At 39.7% G+C, this 18692-nt stretch carries 17 protein-coding genes; 4 read left to right on the top strand and 13 right to left on the bottom strand.

Annotated features, from left to right (window positions below):
- Positions 1 to 68 precede the first annotated feature (68 nt).
- Together BSR19_RS06355 and gyrA are read right to left on the bottom strand one after the other, a co-directional pair.
- Positions 69 to 830, bottom strand: a complete 762-nt coding sequence (locus BSR19_RS06355; RefSeq protein WP_156246812.1) for a class A sortase — start codon at positions 828 to 830, stop codon at positions 69 to 71.
- Positions 830 to 3298: a DNA gyrase subunit A gene (gene gyrA, locus BSR19_RS06360; protein WP_156246813.1), complete on the bottom strand. Its 2469-nt coding sequence runs from the start codon at positions 3296 to 3298 to the stop codon at positions 830 to 832. Before gyrA ends, BSR19_RS06355 begins: the two co-directional genes overlap by 1 nt.
- A 219-nt stretch (positions 3299 to 3517) precedes the next feature.
- Between gyrA and BSR19_RS06365 the strand changes: the two genes are divergently transcribed.
- Positions 3518 to 4504 (top strand): L-lactate dehydrogenase, encoded by a 987-nt coding sequence (locus BSR19_RS06365; protein ID WP_037600761.1) that lies wholly within the window; start codon positions 3518 to 3520, stop codon positions 4502 to 4504.
- Positions 4505 to 4622: 118 nt separating this feature from the next.
- Here the strand turns inward: BSR19_RS06365 and nox are convergent, their stop codons facing one another.
- The 6 genes from nox to BSR19_RS06395 all read right to left on the bottom strand — a co-directional run bounded on the left by nox (position 4623) and on the right by BSR19_RS06395 (position 10517).
- On the bottom strand, positions 4623 to 5996 hold the full coding sequence (gene nox / locus BSR19_RS06370) for a H2O-forming NADH oxidase (protein WP_048675487.1): 1374 nt from the start codon (positions 5994 to 5996) through the stop codon (positions 4623 to 4625).
- A 289-nt stretch (positions 5997 to 6285) separates the two neighbouring features.
- Positions 6286 to 7824: an ABC-F family ATP-binding cassette domain-containing protein gene (locus tag BSR19_RS06375; RefSeq protein WP_156246814.1), complete on the bottom strand. Its 1539-nt coding sequence runs from the start codon at positions 7822 to 7824 to the stop codon at positions 6286 to 6288.
- 138 nt (positions 7825 to 7962) lie between these two features.
- Complete coding sequence (locus tag BSR19_RS06380) at positions 7963 to 8493, bottom strand: ECF transporter S component (protein ID WP_156246815.1); 531 nt, start codon at positions 8491 to 8493, stop codon at positions 7963 to 7965.
- Complete coding sequence (locus BSR19_RS06385; RefSeq protein ID WP_156246816.1) at positions 8483 to 9340, bottom strand: pyridoxamine kinase; 858 nt, start codon at positions 9338 to 9340, stop codon at positions 8483 to 8485. Before BSR19_RS06385 ends, BSR19_RS06380 begins: the two co-directional genes overlap by 11 nt.
- Positions 9341 to 9850 carry an ECF transporter S component gene (locus BSR19_RS06390; protein WP_048675476.1) on the bottom strand — a complete coding sequence of 170 codons (510 nt, stop codon included), beginning with the start codon at positions 9848 to 9850 and terminating at the stop codon, positions 9341 to 9343.
- 136 nt (positions 9851 to 9986) lie between these two features.
- The gene (locus tag BSR19_RS06395; RefSeq protein WP_049545157.1) at positions 9987 to 10517 is read right to left on the bottom strand and encodes a DUF5067 domain-containing protein; all 531 of its coding nucleotides are present in this window, start codon (positions 10515 to 10517) and stop codon (positions 9987 to 9989) included.
- 159 nt (positions 10518 to 10676) lie between these two features.
- Between BSR19_RS06395 and BSR19_RS06400 the strand changes: the two genes are divergently transcribed.
- Positions 10677 to 11942: an aminotransferase-like domain-containing protein gene (locus tag BSR19_RS06400; RefSeq protein ID WP_156246817.1), complete on the top strand. Its 1266-nt coding sequence runs from the start codon at positions 10677 to 10679 to the stop codon at positions 11940 to 11942.
- Positions 11943 to 11982: 40 nt separating this feature from the next.
- Here BSR19_RS06400 and BSR19_RS06405 read toward each other — a convergent pair whose 3' ends face one another.
- The 5 genes from BSR19_RS06405 to pheS form a co-directional block, all read right to left on the bottom strand.
- A complete protein-coding gene (locus BSR19_RS06405; protein ID WP_002891184.1) occupies positions 11983 to 12321 on the bottom strand; it encodes an ATP cone domain-containing protein in 339 nt (112 codons plus the stop codon).
- Between the two features lie 91 nt (positions 12322 to 12412).
- Complete coding sequence (locus BSR19_RS06410) at positions 12413 to 12994, bottom strand: hypothetical protein (RefSeq protein ID WP_156246818.1); 582 nt, start codon at positions 12992 to 12994, stop codon at positions 12413 to 12415.
- Between the two features lie 68 nt (positions 12995 to 13062).
- Positions 13063 to 15477 carry a phenylalanine--tRNA ligase subunit beta gene (pheT, locus tag BSR19_RS06415; protein WP_414820572.1) on the bottom strand — a complete coding sequence of 805 codons (2415 nt, stop codon included), beginning with the start codon at positions 15475 to 15477 and terminating at the stop codon, positions 13063 to 13065.
- A 296-nt stretch (positions 15478 to 15773) separates the two neighbouring features.
- Entirely contained in the window at positions 15774 to 16292 is a 519-nt protein-coding gene (locus tag BSR19_RS06420; protein WP_156246820.1) for a GNAT family N-acetyltransferase, read from the bottom strand.
- A 16-nt stretch (positions 16293 to 16308) separates the two neighbouring features.
- A complete protein-coding gene (gene pheS / locus BSR19_RS06425; RefSeq protein WP_156246821.1) occupies positions 16309 to 17352 on the bottom strand; it encodes a phenylalanine--tRNA ligase subunit alpha in 1044 nt (347 codons plus the stop codon).
- 475 nt (positions 17353 to 17827) lie between these two features.
- On the opposite strand from pheS, the gene BSR19_RS06430 reads away from it, so the two are divergent.
- Together BSR19_RS06430 and BSR19_RS06435 are read left to right on the top strand one after the other, a co-directional pair.
- Positions 17828 to 18025, top strand: coding sequence for a helix-turn-helix transcriptional regulator (locus BSR19_RS06430; RefSeq protein ID WP_048675459.1), 198 nt, complete (start codon positions 17828 to 17830; stop codon positions 18023 to 18025).
- 26 nt (positions 18026 to 18051) lie between these two features.
- A complete protein-coding gene (locus BSR19_RS06435; RefSeq protein ID WP_156246822.1) occupies positions 18052 to 18597 on the top strand; it encodes a DUF3278 domain-containing protein in 546 nt (181 codons plus the stop codon).
- Positions 18598 to 18692 lie beyond the last annotated feature (95 nt).

Below are 18692 nucleotides of genomic sequence, written 5' to 3' on the forward strand. Positions count from 1 at the left end.
ATGGCAACATGGTGTACCGTATTTAAAAACATTTTTTCCTCCATTGAAAAAGGCCCGAAGGCCCTTTCTTAACTTTGAAATTGATTGTATGACTTATTAAAGGCTTCAATAATATCTGAACTTGCCTTGTCAAAATCTACCTGTGATTTCAATTCCCCTTTGACGATTGTACGCTGAGTTGCTTCGGCATCCGTACAAGTTACAAGGGTAACTTCAGACTTGCCAGGTGTATCATCAACTACTGCTACTTCAGTTGGTTGGACCACCTTCACCTCACTAATAACATAAGTATAGACTTTATTTTTATCCGTAAGATAAATCTTCATACCTTCCTTAGCCTTATCTAGCGGTGAAAATAGCATATCAGATGCACCGGCAATACCAAAGACGTGGTGGCTAGCTAGTGAATAGTTGTTTTCACCACCCATGACTTGATCTTCTTTCATCGTTCCTGCACCGTAAGTCAACTCTGTATTGCCAAGTCCTTTGAAAATAGGGAGATTGATACCTACCTCTGGAATAGCAATACCACCAACGACAGGAAGCTCTTGAGCATCCATCTGTGCCTGCAAGACAGACTCTGTACTAATTGATTTAACGGTATCAAAGTCAAAGCTAGTCTTAGCTTCCTTGTTTTTCTCAATAGTCTTTTTAGAAACCTTGCTCACTTGATACTTATTTGTATTCCAAGCAATCACTGTGTTTCGAATAGACTTATTGAAAATCAAGGCTAAACCAACAACCAAGAGAACAACAATCAACACCCAGCGAAGAATATCAAGCCACTTACGGCGTTTTTTTGTTACGTTATTTTGCTTATCTTTGCTCATTAGTTGTCACCACTTTCTTGATCTTCGGAAGCTTGTTCAACTTCTTCTGGCTCAACTAAAGCAAAGGTTACAATACGAGCAGAGTCATCCAAGCGCATGACCTTAACCCCTTGAGTGGCACGACCAGTTTGTGAAATATTAGCAACAGCAGTACGGATGATAACACCTGTATCGGTGATGACCATGATATCCTCATCGCCAGACACTGTTACAATACCTGCTAGGTTACCATTCTTCTCTGTGATATTGGCAGTCTTGATACCTTTACCACCACGACCCTTCGTTGGGTATTCAGTAGCTGAGGTACGCTTACCGTAACCCTTTTCAGTGATAATCAAGACTTCTTGGTCTTCTGTAATGGCAGCTGCACCAACAACTTGGTCACCATCACGAAGAGTTACCCCTTTAACACCGGCAGCCATACGACTCATGCTTCGAATAGTGTCTTCTTTGAAGCGTACACTGTAACCAAATTTAGTACCAATGACAATTTCTTCATTACCAGTAGTCAAGAAGACATTGATTAGCTCGTCACCTTCTCTAAGTTTCAAGGCAATCAACCCATTTTGACGAATGTTCTTAAATTCCGCTTCTTTTGTACGTTTAACTAGACCTTGACGAGTTACAAAGACAAGGTGATTATTTTCAGAAGCTTCATCACTCTTGGCATTAATGACTGTTTGAATGGTCTCACCATCGTCCAACTTCAAGAGATTGACAATAGGTAAGCCTTTGGCTGTGCGACCGTATTCTGGGATTTCATACCCCTTAAGACGGTATACACGCCCCTTATTAGTCATGAAGTAAAGGTGATCATGAGTGCTTGTTGAGACAATATCACGAACAAAGTCATCATCGTTAACACCAGTACCTTGGACACCGCGACCACCACGTTTTTGTGAACGGAACTCGTCTTGGGCTAAACGTTTAATATACCCTTTATTTGAGAGAGTGATAACAACATCTTCTTCCTCGATGAGGTCTTCATCTTCAAGAGAAATGACCTCTCCAACCATAAGCTCTGTGCGGCGAGCATCTGCAAATTTACGCTTGCTTTCGTCCAATTCTTCCTTGATGATAGCAATGACTCGTTCTGGTTTTGCCAAAATATCAGCTAAATCAGCAATCAGAGCCAAGAGATCATTGTACTCATTTTGAATCTTATCACGTTCCAAACCTGTCAAACGACGCAAACGCATATCAAGAATAGCTTGACTTTGTCGTTCCGTGAGTTCGAAGCGAGCCATCAACTCAGCTTGAGCCTCAGCATCAGTTTGACTATTACGGATAATTGTAATCACTTCATCCAAATGATCAAGGGCAATCAACAAACCTTCTAAAATGTGGGCACGTGCCTCAGCCTTATCCTTGTCAAACTGTGTACGACGAACCACAACTTCTTGCTGGTGAGCAATATAGTCAGCCAAGATTTGACGCAAAGAAAGGATTTTAGGAACACCCTTTTCAATGGCCAACATGTTGAAGCTGAAGTTAGTCTGAAGTTGCGTTAATTTGAACAAATTGTTCAAGATAACATTGGCAGAAGCATCACGACGCACTTCGATGACAAAGCGTACGCCTTCACGAGAAGACTCGTCACGGACTGCTGTAATCCCCTCAATACGTTTTTCTTGAGCTAAACGAACGATATGTTCATGAACCTTGGTCTTATTGACCATGTAAGGAAACTCAGTGACAACAATACGCTCACGACCTGATTTAGTTGTTTCAATTTCAGTACGCGAACGAAGTACAATAGAACCCTTACCAGTTTCATAAGCACGGTGAATACCAGATTTCCCCATGACCAAGCCACCAGTTGGAAAGTCTGGTCCAGGAAGAACTTCCATCAGTTCACGTGTTGTGACTTCAGGATTATCCATCATCAATTTGACAGCATCAATCGTTTCAGCCAAATTGTGTGGTGGGATGTTAGTCGCCATACCAACGGCAATCCCTGTCGCACCATTGACAAGAAGGTTTGGAATACGTGACGGAAGAACGATTGGCTCACGTTCTGATCCATCATAGTTATCTTGAAAATCAACGGTATTCTTATTGAGATCACGAAGCATTTCCAAGACGATTTTAGACATACGCGCCTCAGTATAACGCTGAGCGGCAGCCCCATCACCATCCATAGAACCAAAGTTCCCGTGACCGTCAACCAACATGTAACGGTAGCTCCACCATTGCGCCATACGAACCATGGCTTCATAGATAGATGAGTCTCCGTGTGGGTGATATTTACCCATGACATCCCCGGTAATACGGGCAGATTTTTTATGTGGCTTATCAGGTGTCACCCCAAGCTCATTCATTCCATATAGAATACGACGTTGTACAGGTTTTAAACCGTCACGAACATCTGGGAGAGCACGAGACACGATAACACTCATGGCATAATCGATAAAGCTCGTCTTCATCTCAGACGTCAAATTAACGTCAATTAAATTATTATCTTGCACTCAAAAATGCCTCTTTTCTTTCATTCAAATCATTCCAAACTCTAATAAAAGAGTATAGAAAATTTCTATAATATTATACCATAAAACGCTTTACTTTTCAGTTGTGTAAACGCTTTCATCTATTATTTCCTTATTATTTCGTGACATCCATCACTTAAAGTGGTAGAATAAGCAGTGTACGGGGTAACCCAATTAAAAAATAAGGAGATGTTTAGACCCATGACTGCAACTAAACAACACAAAAAAGTCATCCTCGTTGGTGACGGTGCCGTAGGTTCATCTTACGCTTTCGCACTTGTAAACCAAGGTATCGCTCAAGAACTTGGTATCATCGAAATTCCACAATTGTTCGAAAAAGCTGTTGGTGATGCGCTTGACCTTAGCCACGCGCTTGCTTTCACTTCACCTAAAAAAATCTACGCAGCTAAATACGAAGACTGTGCGGATGCTGACCTTGTAGTTATCACTGCTGGTGCTCCACAAAAACCAGGTGAAACTCGTCTTGATCTTGTTGGTAAAAACCTTGCTATCAACAAATCTATCGTTACTCAAGTTGTTGAATCAGGCTTCAATGGAATCTTCCTTGTAGCAGCTAACCCAGTTGACGTATTGACCTACTCAACATGGAAATTCTCAGGATTCCCTAAAGAACGCGTTATCGGTTCAGGTACTTCACTTGACTCAGCTCGTTTCCGTCAAGCACTTGCTGAAAAACTTGGCGTTGATGCTCGTTCAGTTCACGCCTACATCATGGGTGAACACGGTGACTCAGAATTTGCCGTTTGGTCACACGCTAACATCGCCGGTGTAAACCTTGAAGAATTCCTTAAAGACACTCAAAACGTTCAAGAATCTGAATTGGTTGAATTGTTCGAAGGTGTTCGTGATGCCGCTTACACAATCATCAACAAAAAAGGTGCTACTTACTATGGTATCGCCGTTGCCCTTGCTCGTATCACTAAAGCTATTCTTGACGATGAAAATGCAGTACTTCCATTGTCTGTATTCCAAGAAGGTCAATATGGTGTAAGCAACGTCTTTATCGGTCAACCTGCAATCGTAGGTGCACACGGTATCGTACGTCCAGTTAACATCCCATTGAACGATGCTGAACAACAAAAAATGAAAGCTTCTGCTGACGAATTGCAAGCTATCATTGATGAAGCATGGAAAAACCCTGAATTCCAAGAAGCTTCAAAAAACTAATCTAACATTAGTTAAATAAAAGTCTCCAGTAGGAGGCTTTTTTCGTATTAAAATAGGAGGCTTTTTTCGTATTAAAAAAAGAAAAAACAGCTAATTCGACTGAATTAGCTGTTTAAGATTATTTGGCTGAGATAGCTGCTTTAGCAATATAGCTAAGCGGTTGGTTAAAGTGTGGCAAGAAGAACAAATCAAGCAATTGAAGACGGTCAATAGTTACACCTTCTTGGATAGCCAATGAGAACATGTGGATTCCCATAGAGATGTCCATGCGTGATACCATTTGAGCACCAAGAACTTTGCGTGTATCTTTGTCATAGACGATCTTGATTGTAACGTCTGCATTTTCATCTTCCATAAAGGCAGCTTTTTGAAGATCTGTTGAAGATACTACTGCTGGATTGAAACCAAAGCGTTTTGCTTTTTCTTCTGTCAAACCAGTTGATACCATGTTCAAACCATAGATTGAGATACCATTTGATCCTTGAACACCGTTTGATTCAACATCTCCACCACCGGCATTATGACCACCGACAATACCTGAACGAACAGCGTTTGAAGCCAAGGCAATGTAGTTCACATCATCAAGGGCATTGTCATAAACAGTAGCACAGTCACCAACTGCATAAACATCTTTGATTGATGTTTCTTGTTTCTTATTAACAAGGTAAGCGCCATTACGGAATGTTTCCAACTTACCAGCACCGAGAGCTGTGTTAGGACGGAAACCAACAGCAAGAACAACCATATCGACATCGTAAGCATTTTTATCTGTAACGATGCGTTCTACCTTAGTTTCACCTTCTACTGCTTTAACAGTTTCACCAAATGCCAATTTAATACCGTGGCTTTCCATATTTTTAGCCATAAGGTCAGTCAGGTCATGGTCGTAATAACCTGCCAAACATGTATCAACAACGTCGATAAGGATAACTTCTTTTCCATGACGTTGGAAAGCTTCAGCCAATTCAACACCAATGTAACCAGCACCTACAACCGCCACACGTTTGATATCTTGAGATTTGTCGTTCAATTTATCAATAACTTCTTGAGCGTTTTGGAAAAGTTTAACGAATTGAAGGTTTTCAAGCGTAGCTTCGAAAGTACGGCTACCTTCTTTAATTTCGGCACCTTCGATTGGAGGCAAGATTGGTTGAGAACCTGTTGCCAAAATCAATTTGTCATATGATTCAACATGCTCTTTACCATCTACGAGGGCTGTAACAGTTTTACCATCAAAGTCAATAGACTCAACTGGTGAGTTCATATAAACTTTAGCGCCCTTGCTTTCAAGTCCTTCTTTGTTGGCATAGAAAAGACCATCAGAACCTGAGATTTGATTACCGATCCAAAGGGCCATACCACAACCCAAGAATGAAATGTTAGAGTTTTGGTCGAAAACAACTACTTCATTTTGGTCTCCGTAATTATCGAGAATAGTATTAATACTAAAAGTACCAGCGTGGTTAGCACCAACAACTACGATTTTTGACATAAGTTTGTCCAACTTTCTTTTGATAATAGTTTACTGTTTTATTCTACCATAATCGGAAAACGGTTACACCTTTTATGCTCAGACTTTGTTACTTTTTGAACAAATTAAATTTGTATGCTCAAAACCCAAATAAGTCACGACAAAATCTGTAGAAAAACACTTTATGATGATGACGACCTTCCTCTACACCATCTCCGTCTTATCAAGTCTTAGTAAGTCTACTCGTCTCTTTAACATAAAAAAAGAGTGAGCAACTCTCTCTTTAGAGAATGACAACACTCTTTTATCACTATACTAACTCATTAAAATCCCAAACATCTGTCCAACCTTCATAAAATTCGGGTTCGTGACATACCATAAGGACACTACCTTTAAAGTCCTGAAGGGCACGCTTCAATTCATCCTTAGCGTCAACATCCAAGTGATTAGTCGGTTCGTCCAGAACAAGGACATTATTTTCACGATTCATAAGGAGACAGAAACGAACCTTAGCCTGTTCTCCACCTGAAAGCACCTGAATTTGACTTTCAATATGCTTAGAGGTTAATCCGCATTTGGCTAGAGCTGCACGAACCTCAGCTTGATTTAGAGCTGGGAAAGCGTCCCAAACTGCTTCAAGAGGTGTCTGACGTGACCCTTCTGCTTCTTGTTCAAAATAACCTAGATCAATAAAATCACCTGTTTCAACTTCTCCTTCGAGTGGTTGAATAATACCAAGCAGGCTCTTAAGCAAAGTGGTCTTACCGATACCATTGGCACCGACAATAGCTACCTTTTGATTACGTTCGAATGTAAGATTCAATGGAGCCTTGGTCAACGGACGGTCGTAACCAATAACAAGATCTTTGGTTTGGAAAATAAAGCGTCCAGGTGTACGACTTTCCTTGAAATGGAATTCTGGTTTCGGCTTCTCTACCTGCAACTCGATAATTTCCATCTTATCCAATTTCTTCTGACGAGACATGGCCATATTTCGAGTAGCAACACGCGCCTTGTTACGGTTAACAAAATCTTGAAGGTCTGCAATTTCCTTTTGCTGACGTTCATAGGCTGCTTCCAATTGAGCTTTCTTCATTGCATAGACAGATTGGAAATTGTCATAATCACCTGCATAGCGAACCAGATCTTGATTTTCAACATGGTAGACAATGTTAATCACATCGTTTAGGAACGGAATATCGTGCGAAATGAGGACAAAGGCATTTTCATATTCTTGAAGATAGCGTTTAAGCCAGGCAATATGTTCAGCATCCAAATAGTTGGTAGGCTCATCAAGAAGCAAGATATCTGGTTTTTCAAGCAATAACTTAGCCAAGAGAATCTTGGTACGTTGACCACCTGAAAGGTCCGTTACATCTGTATCCATGCCAAAATCCATGACACCTAGTGCACGGGCAACCTCATCAATCTTAGCATCTAGTGTATAGAAATCACGCGTTTCCAAACGATCCTGAAGCTCACCTACTTCTTCCATCAGAGCATCAACGTCGGCTCCTTCGTCAGCCATAGACATGTAAATCTCGTTGATGCGTTCTTCAGTTTTAAAGAGCTCATCAAAAGCCGTACGAAGGACATCACGAACGGTCATCCCCTTTTCAAGAACAGCATGCTGATCCAAGTAACCCGCTGTAACGTACTTAGACCACTCTACCTTACCTTCATCTGGCTGCAATTTTCCAGTAACGATAGACATGAAGGTTGATTTCCCTTCACCGTTAGCACCGACAAGACCGATATGCTCACCTTTGAGCAAACGGAATGAGACATTTTCAAAAATAGCACGGTCACCAAATCCGTGACTAAGATTTTTGACTTCTAAAATAGACATAGCATATCTGGGCTAAAACAGTCTTCAGCCCTTTCCTTTCTTGACATTAACTCTACTATTCTACCATTTTTTAGTGAAAATTTGGACCTATGCTTTTGGAAAATTAAAAAGAAAAAGCAGGAGCAACCTGCTAACTCTTTAGTTTCTCTGTAAAATACGTTTAAAGACAGGATATAGGAGGGGAACTGCAATAATAGTCACTACTGATGTTCCAAAGGTTCCCCCTATTTTAGTAAGTGCCAATACCATGGCAGCATTTACTGGTAGAGTCGCAACGATACTATTGATAATCGTATACTTAATAAAATTCAAAATAATTTTGGTTACTGCAGCTATGACTCCAATGAGTATGATATTAGCCATTTTGTCATTTGATTTTAGTAGCTTTTCAAAAACAAGATAGAGCACCAGACAGACAATCAAGGATTCTAAAATAGTAATCCAGACCTCGGCAGCATAACCATTGATAATATCAAATAGCCCTAACCCTACTGTTGCGACTAGCGCACCTTTTCTGGCTCCAAAAATCAAGACAGCAATCACAACTAGGGCATTTCCCAAATGGACAAATTGAGGTCCAAAAGGAATACGAATAAACTGCACACTCACAATAATTAAAGCTGCATACAAACTTAGGATAACTAATTCACGTGTTTTATCACTTTTCATTTTTCTCCTCCAATAGGGCATTAAAACCACTAAATAATAAACCAATATGAGGCTCATAGCATAGGCCGTATTTTAAAGGACGACCATCGGACAGTGTTGATGAAAGAACTCGATCCATGACATCCAAGGCCAAATCACAAACCTTTAATAAATCTAGGTTATAAAAGTAACCAGCTGATAAGATTGCCGTTAGTAAATCTCCACTACCATAAAAATGAGATTGATAACTTTTCCTCATAAGATAAGCCGTTTCATTAGTCTCTTTATCAAAATAAGCCAAACCCATTTTTTCTGTCTCAAAAGAGATACCTGTCACAATAACTTTTCGGGGGCCAAGCTTGGTCAAATCTCTCAAAAGCTTTTCAACAGTGACTTTATCATAGGAACCTGCTTCAAGATATGGAGTATCCGTCAATAAGGCAGCTTCTGTCAGATTGGGAATGATGACATCTGCTTGTTGACAGAAATCTTTCATGGCTTCTACAAAGTTTCTATCAAAACCTTGATAGAGACGGCCATTGTCACCCATAATAGGGTCAACAAATAGAGGTATCTCTTTATCGCGAGCTAATTGACCTACAAGTTTTAGTTCTTCTTCTGACTTAAAATAACCACTCACAAGGCCATCTACTTTAAAATCCAAGTGCTCCCACTGCTTACAAAACCCTTTTAGGTCAACTGTAAGGTCCCGTACATAAATATTATTAAAGTCGCCTGTATGCGAAGATAAAAGAACCGTCGGCAAGGGAAGAACTTCAGTTTGACAGGCTGACATGATAGGGAGGCTACTAGTCAAAGCAACCTTACCTAGACCAACGAGGTCATTGGCAACAATTACTTTAGTCATCTATTTCCCTTCCCAAGTCTTTTTAAACTGTTTAACAAAGCTTGTGTGGAAATAAATGTAATAGGCCACTCCTAAACCAAGAATAGCAGCTACAAGGTCAAATGGAATCTTCATAATAGCATAAGCTGGCGTACCATAGATAAAGGCTCTTCCTAAGCCATAACCTACTAGATCAATAATAGCCCCAAGCAAGAGACCTAAAGATGCCCTAGATTTGCTCAATTCTCCTAAACGCCCTCCAACAATGAGTGCAATAGCAAGAACTTGAAGGCTGTGTGTTACTAGAGTTACCCACATAGGAAGAGGGTAAAAAAGAAAATCTCCAATAAAGGAACCTACTCCCGCAATAATAACTGCTTCTGTAGGTGGGAAAATTAAACCAACTAGGAAAATAACAATCCCGTTAAAATAGAAATGACCTCCTGGCACAGGAATAGATAAGAGACTTGAACTCAAAATAATGACAAGTGCCATGAAAAATGCAGAAATGGTTAAACGTTTTGCTGACATACCTAAAACTCCTTAGTCAATAAATATAGTATAAGTTTATGAAAATTCTGACGATTAAACAAGATAGTATTTTTATTACTGTATGGGTACAGATTTGGAGCAATAAAAAAACCACACGAACGTGTGGTGATCAAACTTATTGAGCTTTTTTATCAAAATATTTGACAGGTGCCTTTTCAAGATTTTGTAGGGAAAGCTTGGCTGTCGCGTTTGCCTCAGTACCGTAATCAGAGAAATCAATGTTAAGATCATGATCAAAATCCGCAACGGCATAGTCAACAACGATTTCTTTAACTTCCTTAGGAGCAATCGTGGTTTTATTTGCAATCTTATCTCGATCATCATCTTTAGAAAAGACTATTGTTGCCACCTTCACTTCTTCCTTCTCTTGTTTCACATCAAGGACTACCTTCATCAAAAGAGTGTAAGCATTCATGGTTTCTTTACTTGAGTTGCTAAGTTTATAGTGAACTCGTACAGCTTTTTGACCTTCTGGTGATTCGATTTTAGTTGCAGAAAGAACTTGTACACTTGCATCTTGTCCTGTAAATAGCATTTTGTTTTTATCGTAGGTCCAAGTAGGCTCTTTCTCGGGTGTACAAGCTGACAAACCGATAATAGTCAAGCATGCAAGAGCGAGAAGTCCTAAGATTTTCTTAAAAGTCATTCTTATAATCTCCTTAAACTTATTTGGAAGGGGAATTTAGTTTTACCTTACAACCTTCTTATTATGTCAAAATCTAATAATCTTGTCAAATTTCTCTGGGCCTATTGCTCTGAGAAGGGAAGTAAGGTAAAATAAGGAAAAATCTGTAAGGGGTCAGTTATGAGTATTTATCAAGATATTGTCGAGACCATTATAAAAGATATCCAAAATGGTACTTTAAAAAAAGGGAGTAAGCTCCCCTCTATTCGTCAACTTAGCCAGACTTATGCCTGTAGTAAGGATACAGCTCAAAGAGCACTCTTGGAACTCAAATATCAAAACTATATTTACGCCGTACCCAAAAGTGGCTATTATGTTCTCGAAGGACGCAATGAAGTCGATAATAAGGTCCTTCTTAACCTTAATGATTACAATCAATTGGCCTACGAGGATTTTAAACTTTGTTTGGATGAAAGTTTGGCGGGTCATCAGGACTACCTCTTCAACTATTATCATGAACAAGCTGGACTCAAAGATTTGCTTGAAGCCTTAAAGAGTCGATTAATTGCTGACGATATTTATGTCAATTCAGATCAGATTGTCATAACCTCAGGAAGTCAACAGGCCCTCTACATCCTTTCACAGATGGATTTTGGTAATGGTGGCCACAAAATTCTTTTAGAACAACCTACCTATCATCGCATGAACCAGCTTGTCAACCGTCAAAATCTAGCTTACGAGACGATTAACCGTGGTTTTGATGGTTTGGATTTTGACCGCTTGGAAGAGTACTTTAAATCTGGACAGATTAAGTTCTTCTATACTATCAGTCGTTACTCCAATCCTCTCGGATTAAGCTATAATGCTAGCGAAAAAGAAAAGCTAGCCCAACTTGCCAATCAGTATAATGTTTATATCGTCGAGGATGACTATATGGGAGACTTTAGTGATAGTAAAAATCTCCCTATTCACTACTATGATACTCAAAATCAGACCATCTATATCAAATCCTTCTCCATGACCCTTTTTCCAGGTTTGCGCCTAGGTAGCCTTGTTTTACCACCTAATCTTAAGTCTACCTTTTTGAGCCACAAGGGACTTATTGACTATGATACCAATCTCATCATGCAAAAAGCACTTTCCGTTTATCTCGAAAATGGCATGTTCCAAAAAAACATTAAGAAGCTGGATGACCTCTTTCAACAAAATATGGCTAAAAGTCAAGCAATCATTGACAAATCTAAGGTTAGCATTCCTTATCAGATTTCCCCTAGGCATGTGACCTGGCAACTTCCTAAAGAGTTTTCACTCGAAAAATTCAAAGCCCACAAGCAGATTCGCTTTTTAGAATCCTCCTTTATTAGACCAACTTCTGAAACTTATCTGCAGATAGGTCATGGACAGGAACTGGAATCCTTTATAAAAATTTTAAAAAAGACAGAGTGACAATTAGACACAACAAAAGCCATCGCTTGATGGCTTTTGTTTATTTAGTCTGCTCAAAGCGTAGGTGTACAATTACTTTGTCACCATAACCGTTACGCTCCAAATCTCGTTGCAAACGGTATGAAATATAGTGCTCAGCAATGTTGATAAAGCCTGCTTCCATGAGACGATTTTCAACCAATGACTGAATCATGTTAATGGTTGGGCGTTCTACCTGAGCATCTTGAAGATCAAGCACTACTTTTTTCGTAACTTGAGCAAGGTTTTGGCGCCAAGTATCGTCGAGAACATACACAGTCTGTGCTGCTTTTAAGATGGCTTGGTAAATTTTATCAGGATCAAATTCAGCAACTTGACCATTACGTTTAATAATTTGCATGGCTACCCTCTTTTCATGGCTTTTTCTTTTATTATGCAGAGAATTTACATATTTGTCAAGTGCAAATCCCTGAAAGAGCTATCCAGACTGCTTATTCCCAGAATTTAGAAATGTAAACTGGTTTACCATGTTTATCAAAGGAAAGCGTTGCAGTATAGGAATCTGACTCATGGTGCCGCATATAATTAGCGATTCTTTTATCATCGTTTATCAGGTGAATGTCATAAGTCTGCCCGTCAGAACTTTCAAAGTGAGCATTAATCCTAGCACTACTCGTTTTAGACCCAACATGACTAATATCTATTTGTTTAACTTTGCCATCAATGGTTTTAGCTATAGGTCCTCCATAATCCTTGTAAATAGTGACGGTAGCTAAAACATCCTCAACCAAAACATAGGTCATTCCGAAAATAAACAGATAAACTATTGGGATGACAATGAAAGATAATTTACTTTGACAAAACTTTTCCTTCTGCCAAGCCCAGATATCTTGAGGTGACATGATTAAAAACTTCTTAACATACTGATGAACGAGTAACCTATAGACTAACACTAAAAATGTTAATTGTCCCAAGGGATAAGCAAAACTGGGTAAGCCATCAATAAGTACATTGACTTTATCAGATTCAAAAGTGTAATGTCCCCATACCCCGTCAAAGAACTCTAAAAACAAATTATCTCCTTTATGTAATATCGTCTAATCACTTAAAAATCCATCTTCTCAGATGGATTTTCTAACTATTAACGTACTTCTGCTTTAACTTTTTCAGTGAGAGCTTTAGTAATTTTTTCCATGTATTTGGCAACTTCTTCATCTGTGAGGTTGTCATTTGGATTTTGGAAGGTAAGGCTATAAGCCATTGATTTCATACCTGCACCAAGTTTTTCACCTGCGTAAACGTCGAAGAGTTTAACAGCAACCAAGCGTTTGACTCCTGCAGAGTAGATAGCATCCAGAACTTCTTGATGAGTTATTTCTGCCTTGAGAAGAAGGGCAATATCACGTGATACTGCAGGGAATTTTGTGATTTCAACAAATGGTTGATCTGGTTGCAAGGCAGCTTCTACAGCACTAAGGTTAATTTCAGCCACATAAGTCTCAGGAATGCCATAGTTTTTGGCAGTTTGTGGGTGAACTTGACCAAGGAATCCAATCGTTTGACCATCAAGCACAATAGCAGCTGTACGACCTGGGTGCATGCTTGCTAGGTCTTTTGTTGGTACATAGTCAACTGAAACTTCAAGTTTATCAAAGAGTGCTTCAACAATACCTTTGGCATAGAAGAAATCAACTGGCGTTGCTTTGGTTTGGAAATCTTTTTCAGCTACAAGACCAGAAATAGCGAAGGCAAAGGTATTGATTTCATTTGGCAATTCCTCTTTTGGATTACCCTTTTGTTCAAAGACCTTACCGATTTCGTAAATGGCAACGTTACTATTCTTACGGTTAACATTGTAAGCAACAGTATCAAGCATGCCAGAAACCATATTCTGACGGAGAGCTGAACGGTCAACAGTCATTGGCCACATCAACTCAGTCAAATTACTTGGTGTCGCAGCAAATTCAACGGCTTTTTCAGGTGTTGTCAAAGCATATGAGATGATTTCAGTCAATCCAGCACCTTCAGCAATGCTACGAACCTTACGGCGAAGTGCTTGTGTTTCAGTCAATTCACCGGCCGTTCCTGCTGCTTCTGGAAGTGTCGTAGGCAATTTTTCATAGCCGTAGATACGTGCAATTTCCTCAACCAGGTCTGCTTGGATACTGATATCCCAACGACGACGTGGTACAGATACTGTGAATTTATCGGCATCACCTGTCAATCCAAAACCAAGTTTCGCAAAGACATCTTCAATATCTGCAAAAGTCAATTCTGTACCAAGGCGAACATTCACATAGTCAAGACTTGTAGAAACTTGAACTGGCTCTGTATCAACTGATCCCGCTTGAACACGGCCTGCAAGCACCGTTCCATTTGCCAATTCTTGCAACATTGCTGCAGCAAAATCAAGCGCTTCAAGGACAGTATCGTTATTGATACCTTTTTCAAAACGTGATGATGATTCTGAACGAAGGTTGAGGCGACTACTTGTCTTACGAATTGATTTACCATCAAATACAGCAGCTTCGAGAACAACATTTTTAGAATTGTTGTCAATTTCAGTTGAAGCGCCACCCATAACACCTGCTAGGGCAACTGGTTTGTCAGCAACTGTAATAACAATATCTTCAGTAGTCAATTCACGTTCTTCACCATCGAGAGTCACCAATTTTTCACCCTCACGGGCATCACGGGCAACGATTCGTGAATCTTCAAATTTGTCCAAATCAAAGGCGTGCATTGGTTGTCCAAAGTAAAGAAGAACATAGTTTGTCACATCTACCACATTGTTGATTGGACGGATACCAGCATTCATAAGAAGGTTTTGTAACCATTGTGGACTTGGTTGAACAGTAACATTCTCAACCACACGGCTAGCATAAGTAGCCACTTTATCGCTTTCGATAGCTACTGAAATCTTATCAGAAGCTGGCTTGCTGTCTTCTGTGACTGTTTTTTCTGGGAAGTGAACAGATTTACCATAGATTGCAGCGACTTCATGGGCCACACCACGCATAGAAAGAGCATCCGCACGGTTAGGTGTGATTGACAATTCGATGATTTCATCATCAAGGTCGAGATATGGGAAAATGCTATCTCCAGGAACAGCATCTTCAGGCAAAATTTGGATTCCATCTGCAAATTCCTTAGGAATAATGCTATCTGGAAGTCCAAGTTCTGCCAAAGAACAGATCATACCGAGAGATTCCATGCCTCGAATCTTCCCTTTTTTAATTTTGTAATTGTCCGCAATGCGTGCACCAGGAATGGCAACAATTACCTTGATTCCAGCAGTGACATTTGGAGCTCCACAAACAATTTGACGTGGACCTTCAGCATCTCCTGTATCTACTTGACACAAGTGCAAGTGTGTTTCAGGCACATCTTCACATGACAAGACATGACCAACAACCAATTTAGACAAGCCTTCAGCAGGTGTTTCAACACCTTCCACTTCAATACCTGTCGTCGACATTTTTTCAGCGAGTTCAGCAGTGGTAACATCCACATCAACCAACTCTTTTAACCATTTATAACTAACTAGCATAATTATGATATTAAGACCGTGTCCTTGCAAAGCAAGGACCAAAGTGACAAGATTTTAGGAAGTCGCCTGAAATCCTAATTTCAGTAGCGACTTATCTAAATCTCGAACTTTGAGGTCGTATTCAAATCCTTTCTGTAAAATTATCAGTTCAACTGATAAATGAGAGAAGAATTTAAACCTCTACTTAGGGCGGGTTCAAATCCTTTCTGTAATATAGGAATATGTATAGCTGATATAAGAGGAAGACGAACTGACACGTTTAATCGCCTTATAAACTCCTCTCTATCAACTTAATAATCGGTTTATAGTTTTAATTTAAGCAACCAGTCACAGTCTACTTTACCGTCACCAACCGGAAAATTGTGTTCTGAAAATTTTTCAAAGCCATATTTATCGTAAAAAATCTGTGCTTTGAAATTTCTTTCCCAAACACCCAACCAGGCCCAATCACAACCTAGATCACGGGCTTCCTGCAATGCAAATTCAAAGAGTTGCTTACCCAAACCCATCCCTTGGAAGGCCTGACTGATATAAATTCGTTGAATTTCAAAGGCATTGTCCAAATGCTGCTCTGTTTGGGCAGATCCGACATTAGTTTTTAGAAAACCTGCCTTTTCATCATCAACTATAATGAAAAAGTAACGCGATTCTTCATGAGTAATTTCATCGAGCAGAACTTCCTCAGACAGTGCAGTGTCAAAGTAAGCTTGCAACTGGGAGTCTGTATTATCATGAGCAAATGTCTCCCTAAAAGTATCTTCCGAGATAACTTTTAATTCTTCAACCTCTTCGGGAAGAACCTTTCGAATAACAACCGTCATGACAATCTCCTAAACCTTATTTAAACTGTTCTGAGAATCGAACGTCTCCTTGGTAGAAACCACGAATATCATTTATTCCATAACGGAGCATGGCAATACGTTCTTGACCAAGACCAAAGGCGAAACCTGAATATTCTTCAGAATCAACACCTGACATCTCAAGCACTTGTGGGTGAACCATACCAGCACCAAGGATCTCAATCCAACCTGTCTTCTTACATACGTTACATCCTTTACCACCACACTTGAAGCATGACACGTCAACCTCAACTGAAGGCTCAGTGAATGGGAAGTAAGAAGGACGCAAACGGATTTGACGTTCTGCACCAAACATTTTTTGGATAATCATCTCAAGCGTTCCCTTAAGATCACCCATTGAGATGTTTTTACCAACGACCAAACCTTCGATTTGGTGGAACTGGTGACTGTGAGTAGCATCATCTGTATCACGACGGAAAACACGTCCTGGTGAGATCATCTTAAGTGGACCTTTAGAAAAATCGTGTTTATCAAGCGTACGAGCTTGAACAGGACTTGTGTGAGTACGAAACAAAATTTCTTCCGTAATATAGAAAGTATCTTGCATGTCACGCGCTGGGTGGTCCTTAGGCAAGTTCATACGTTCAAAGTTATAATAGTCAGTCTCAACTTCAAAACCATCAACGATTTGGAAGCCCATCCCCAAGAAAATGTCTTCGATTTCCTCAGCTGTTTGGCTAAGAATATGACGGTTCCCGAGTTTGACTTGGCGTCCTGGAAGAGTTACGTCAAGACTTTCAGAGTCAAGTTGTGCTTGAATTTTAGCTGCTTCAACAATTTTAGCTGCTTCGTCAAAAGCTTCAGTCAAAACGTCACGAACTTCGTTGACCATTTTACCAACTTTAGGGCGCTCTTCATTAGGAAGGTCTTTAAGTCCCTTCAAAAGATCCGTCAAAGAGCCTTTTTTACCTAAAACTGCAACACGCAATTCTTGTAATTCTTTAGAGTGTTCACCACGCATTTCAGCCAATTTAGCCTGCGTTGATGTTTTCAACTCTTGCAATTGTGTTTGTAAATCCATGAGATTCCTTTCTGATGTAACAATTTCGAATCGCAAACAAAAACCACATGCCAAAACTCCAACCCGGAGCGTTGACACGCGGTACCATCCGTTTTTTATCTGGTTACCCAGACCTTGATTCGCCAGCCGTTTTCATGAGTGAATTCGCCAAACTTCCCTTGAGGAGGCTTCCAGTCCATGGCCCCCAATCCCTGTCAATTTCCATAAGGTTACTAGTCTCTACGACTTCTATTCAATTACTACCATTTTATCAAAAAAATATAAAGCTTTCAAGAGCTGACAAAGAATCCTTTAGTTAATACCAAATTAAAATTATGTCTAAGATAATTGACATATCCATAGGAACTTGCTACAATTATGTCAGATAAAGTTGACATATCCATAGGAACTTGCTACAATTATGTCAGATAAAGTTGACATATTTAACTGCTACTTACAGTAACACATTAGCTCGTCTTTCAGAAGGAGGCCCATTATGAATCATGTCAGGGAATTTAGAAAAAATATGGGGCTTTCGCAACTAGAACTCGCAAAATCTATTGGTGTTTCCCGACAGACCATTAACATGATCGAAAATAACAAATATAACCCAACACTGGAGCTCTGTCTAAATCTAGCTAAGGCACTAAACACAGATCTTAACAGTCTCTTTTGGGATGGAAATAAGGTATAAAGATAAAAGCTAGAAAGAGGTAAATCATGAACAAAGAAACTTTCACTGACAAACTAATTAAACGTTTTTATGGTATCACAGGTCCTTTAGATGAACAAAAGCGCCAACAGGTTGATCGAATGGGTAACATAGCTTTCGTAGTTCTTTTCTTTACCTTACTTTGTGGTAATTGTATTGCCTTTCTTATAGGCTTTAAGTACCCTGAACTTGTGGCCCGTATTTATCCTATCCTCCTCTTGATTATCATTCTGTTAGTTAGCAGCATCCTTACTTATAAGTTAAAGATAAGTGCTGTTAATGCTTTTGACGAGGAAGAACTGACTGAGAAAGAGAAAAAACAACTTAAGCACGTGGGGCTTAAGTCAGGTTTATACTTTGGGATTAGCATGTTCTTAGGCATGCCCCTAGTTCACTTCTTAGTTGACAATAAAGACTATTTGACAGAATTATTCTCATTCCGTAATATGCTATCTGGCATTTTTGAAGCTATCCTTTTTGGGGCTATCATGCAGGGCTTGGTCAATGCTGGTATCAAACAAGCCAAATCTCAAGCTGAGAAAGGTGACCAATAAACTAAAAAGACAAAGAAAAATCCAGGTTTCCCAGCCTGGATTTTTTGCTCGAAAGAAGACTTCTTAGACTTGTTTACTCGAAGCCTAAAATGTGT

Origin of the sequence: Streptococcus salivarius (assembly GCF_009738225.1) — a bacterium.
GTDB lineage: Bacteria > Bacillota > Bacilli > Lactobacillales > Streptococcaceae > Streptococcus.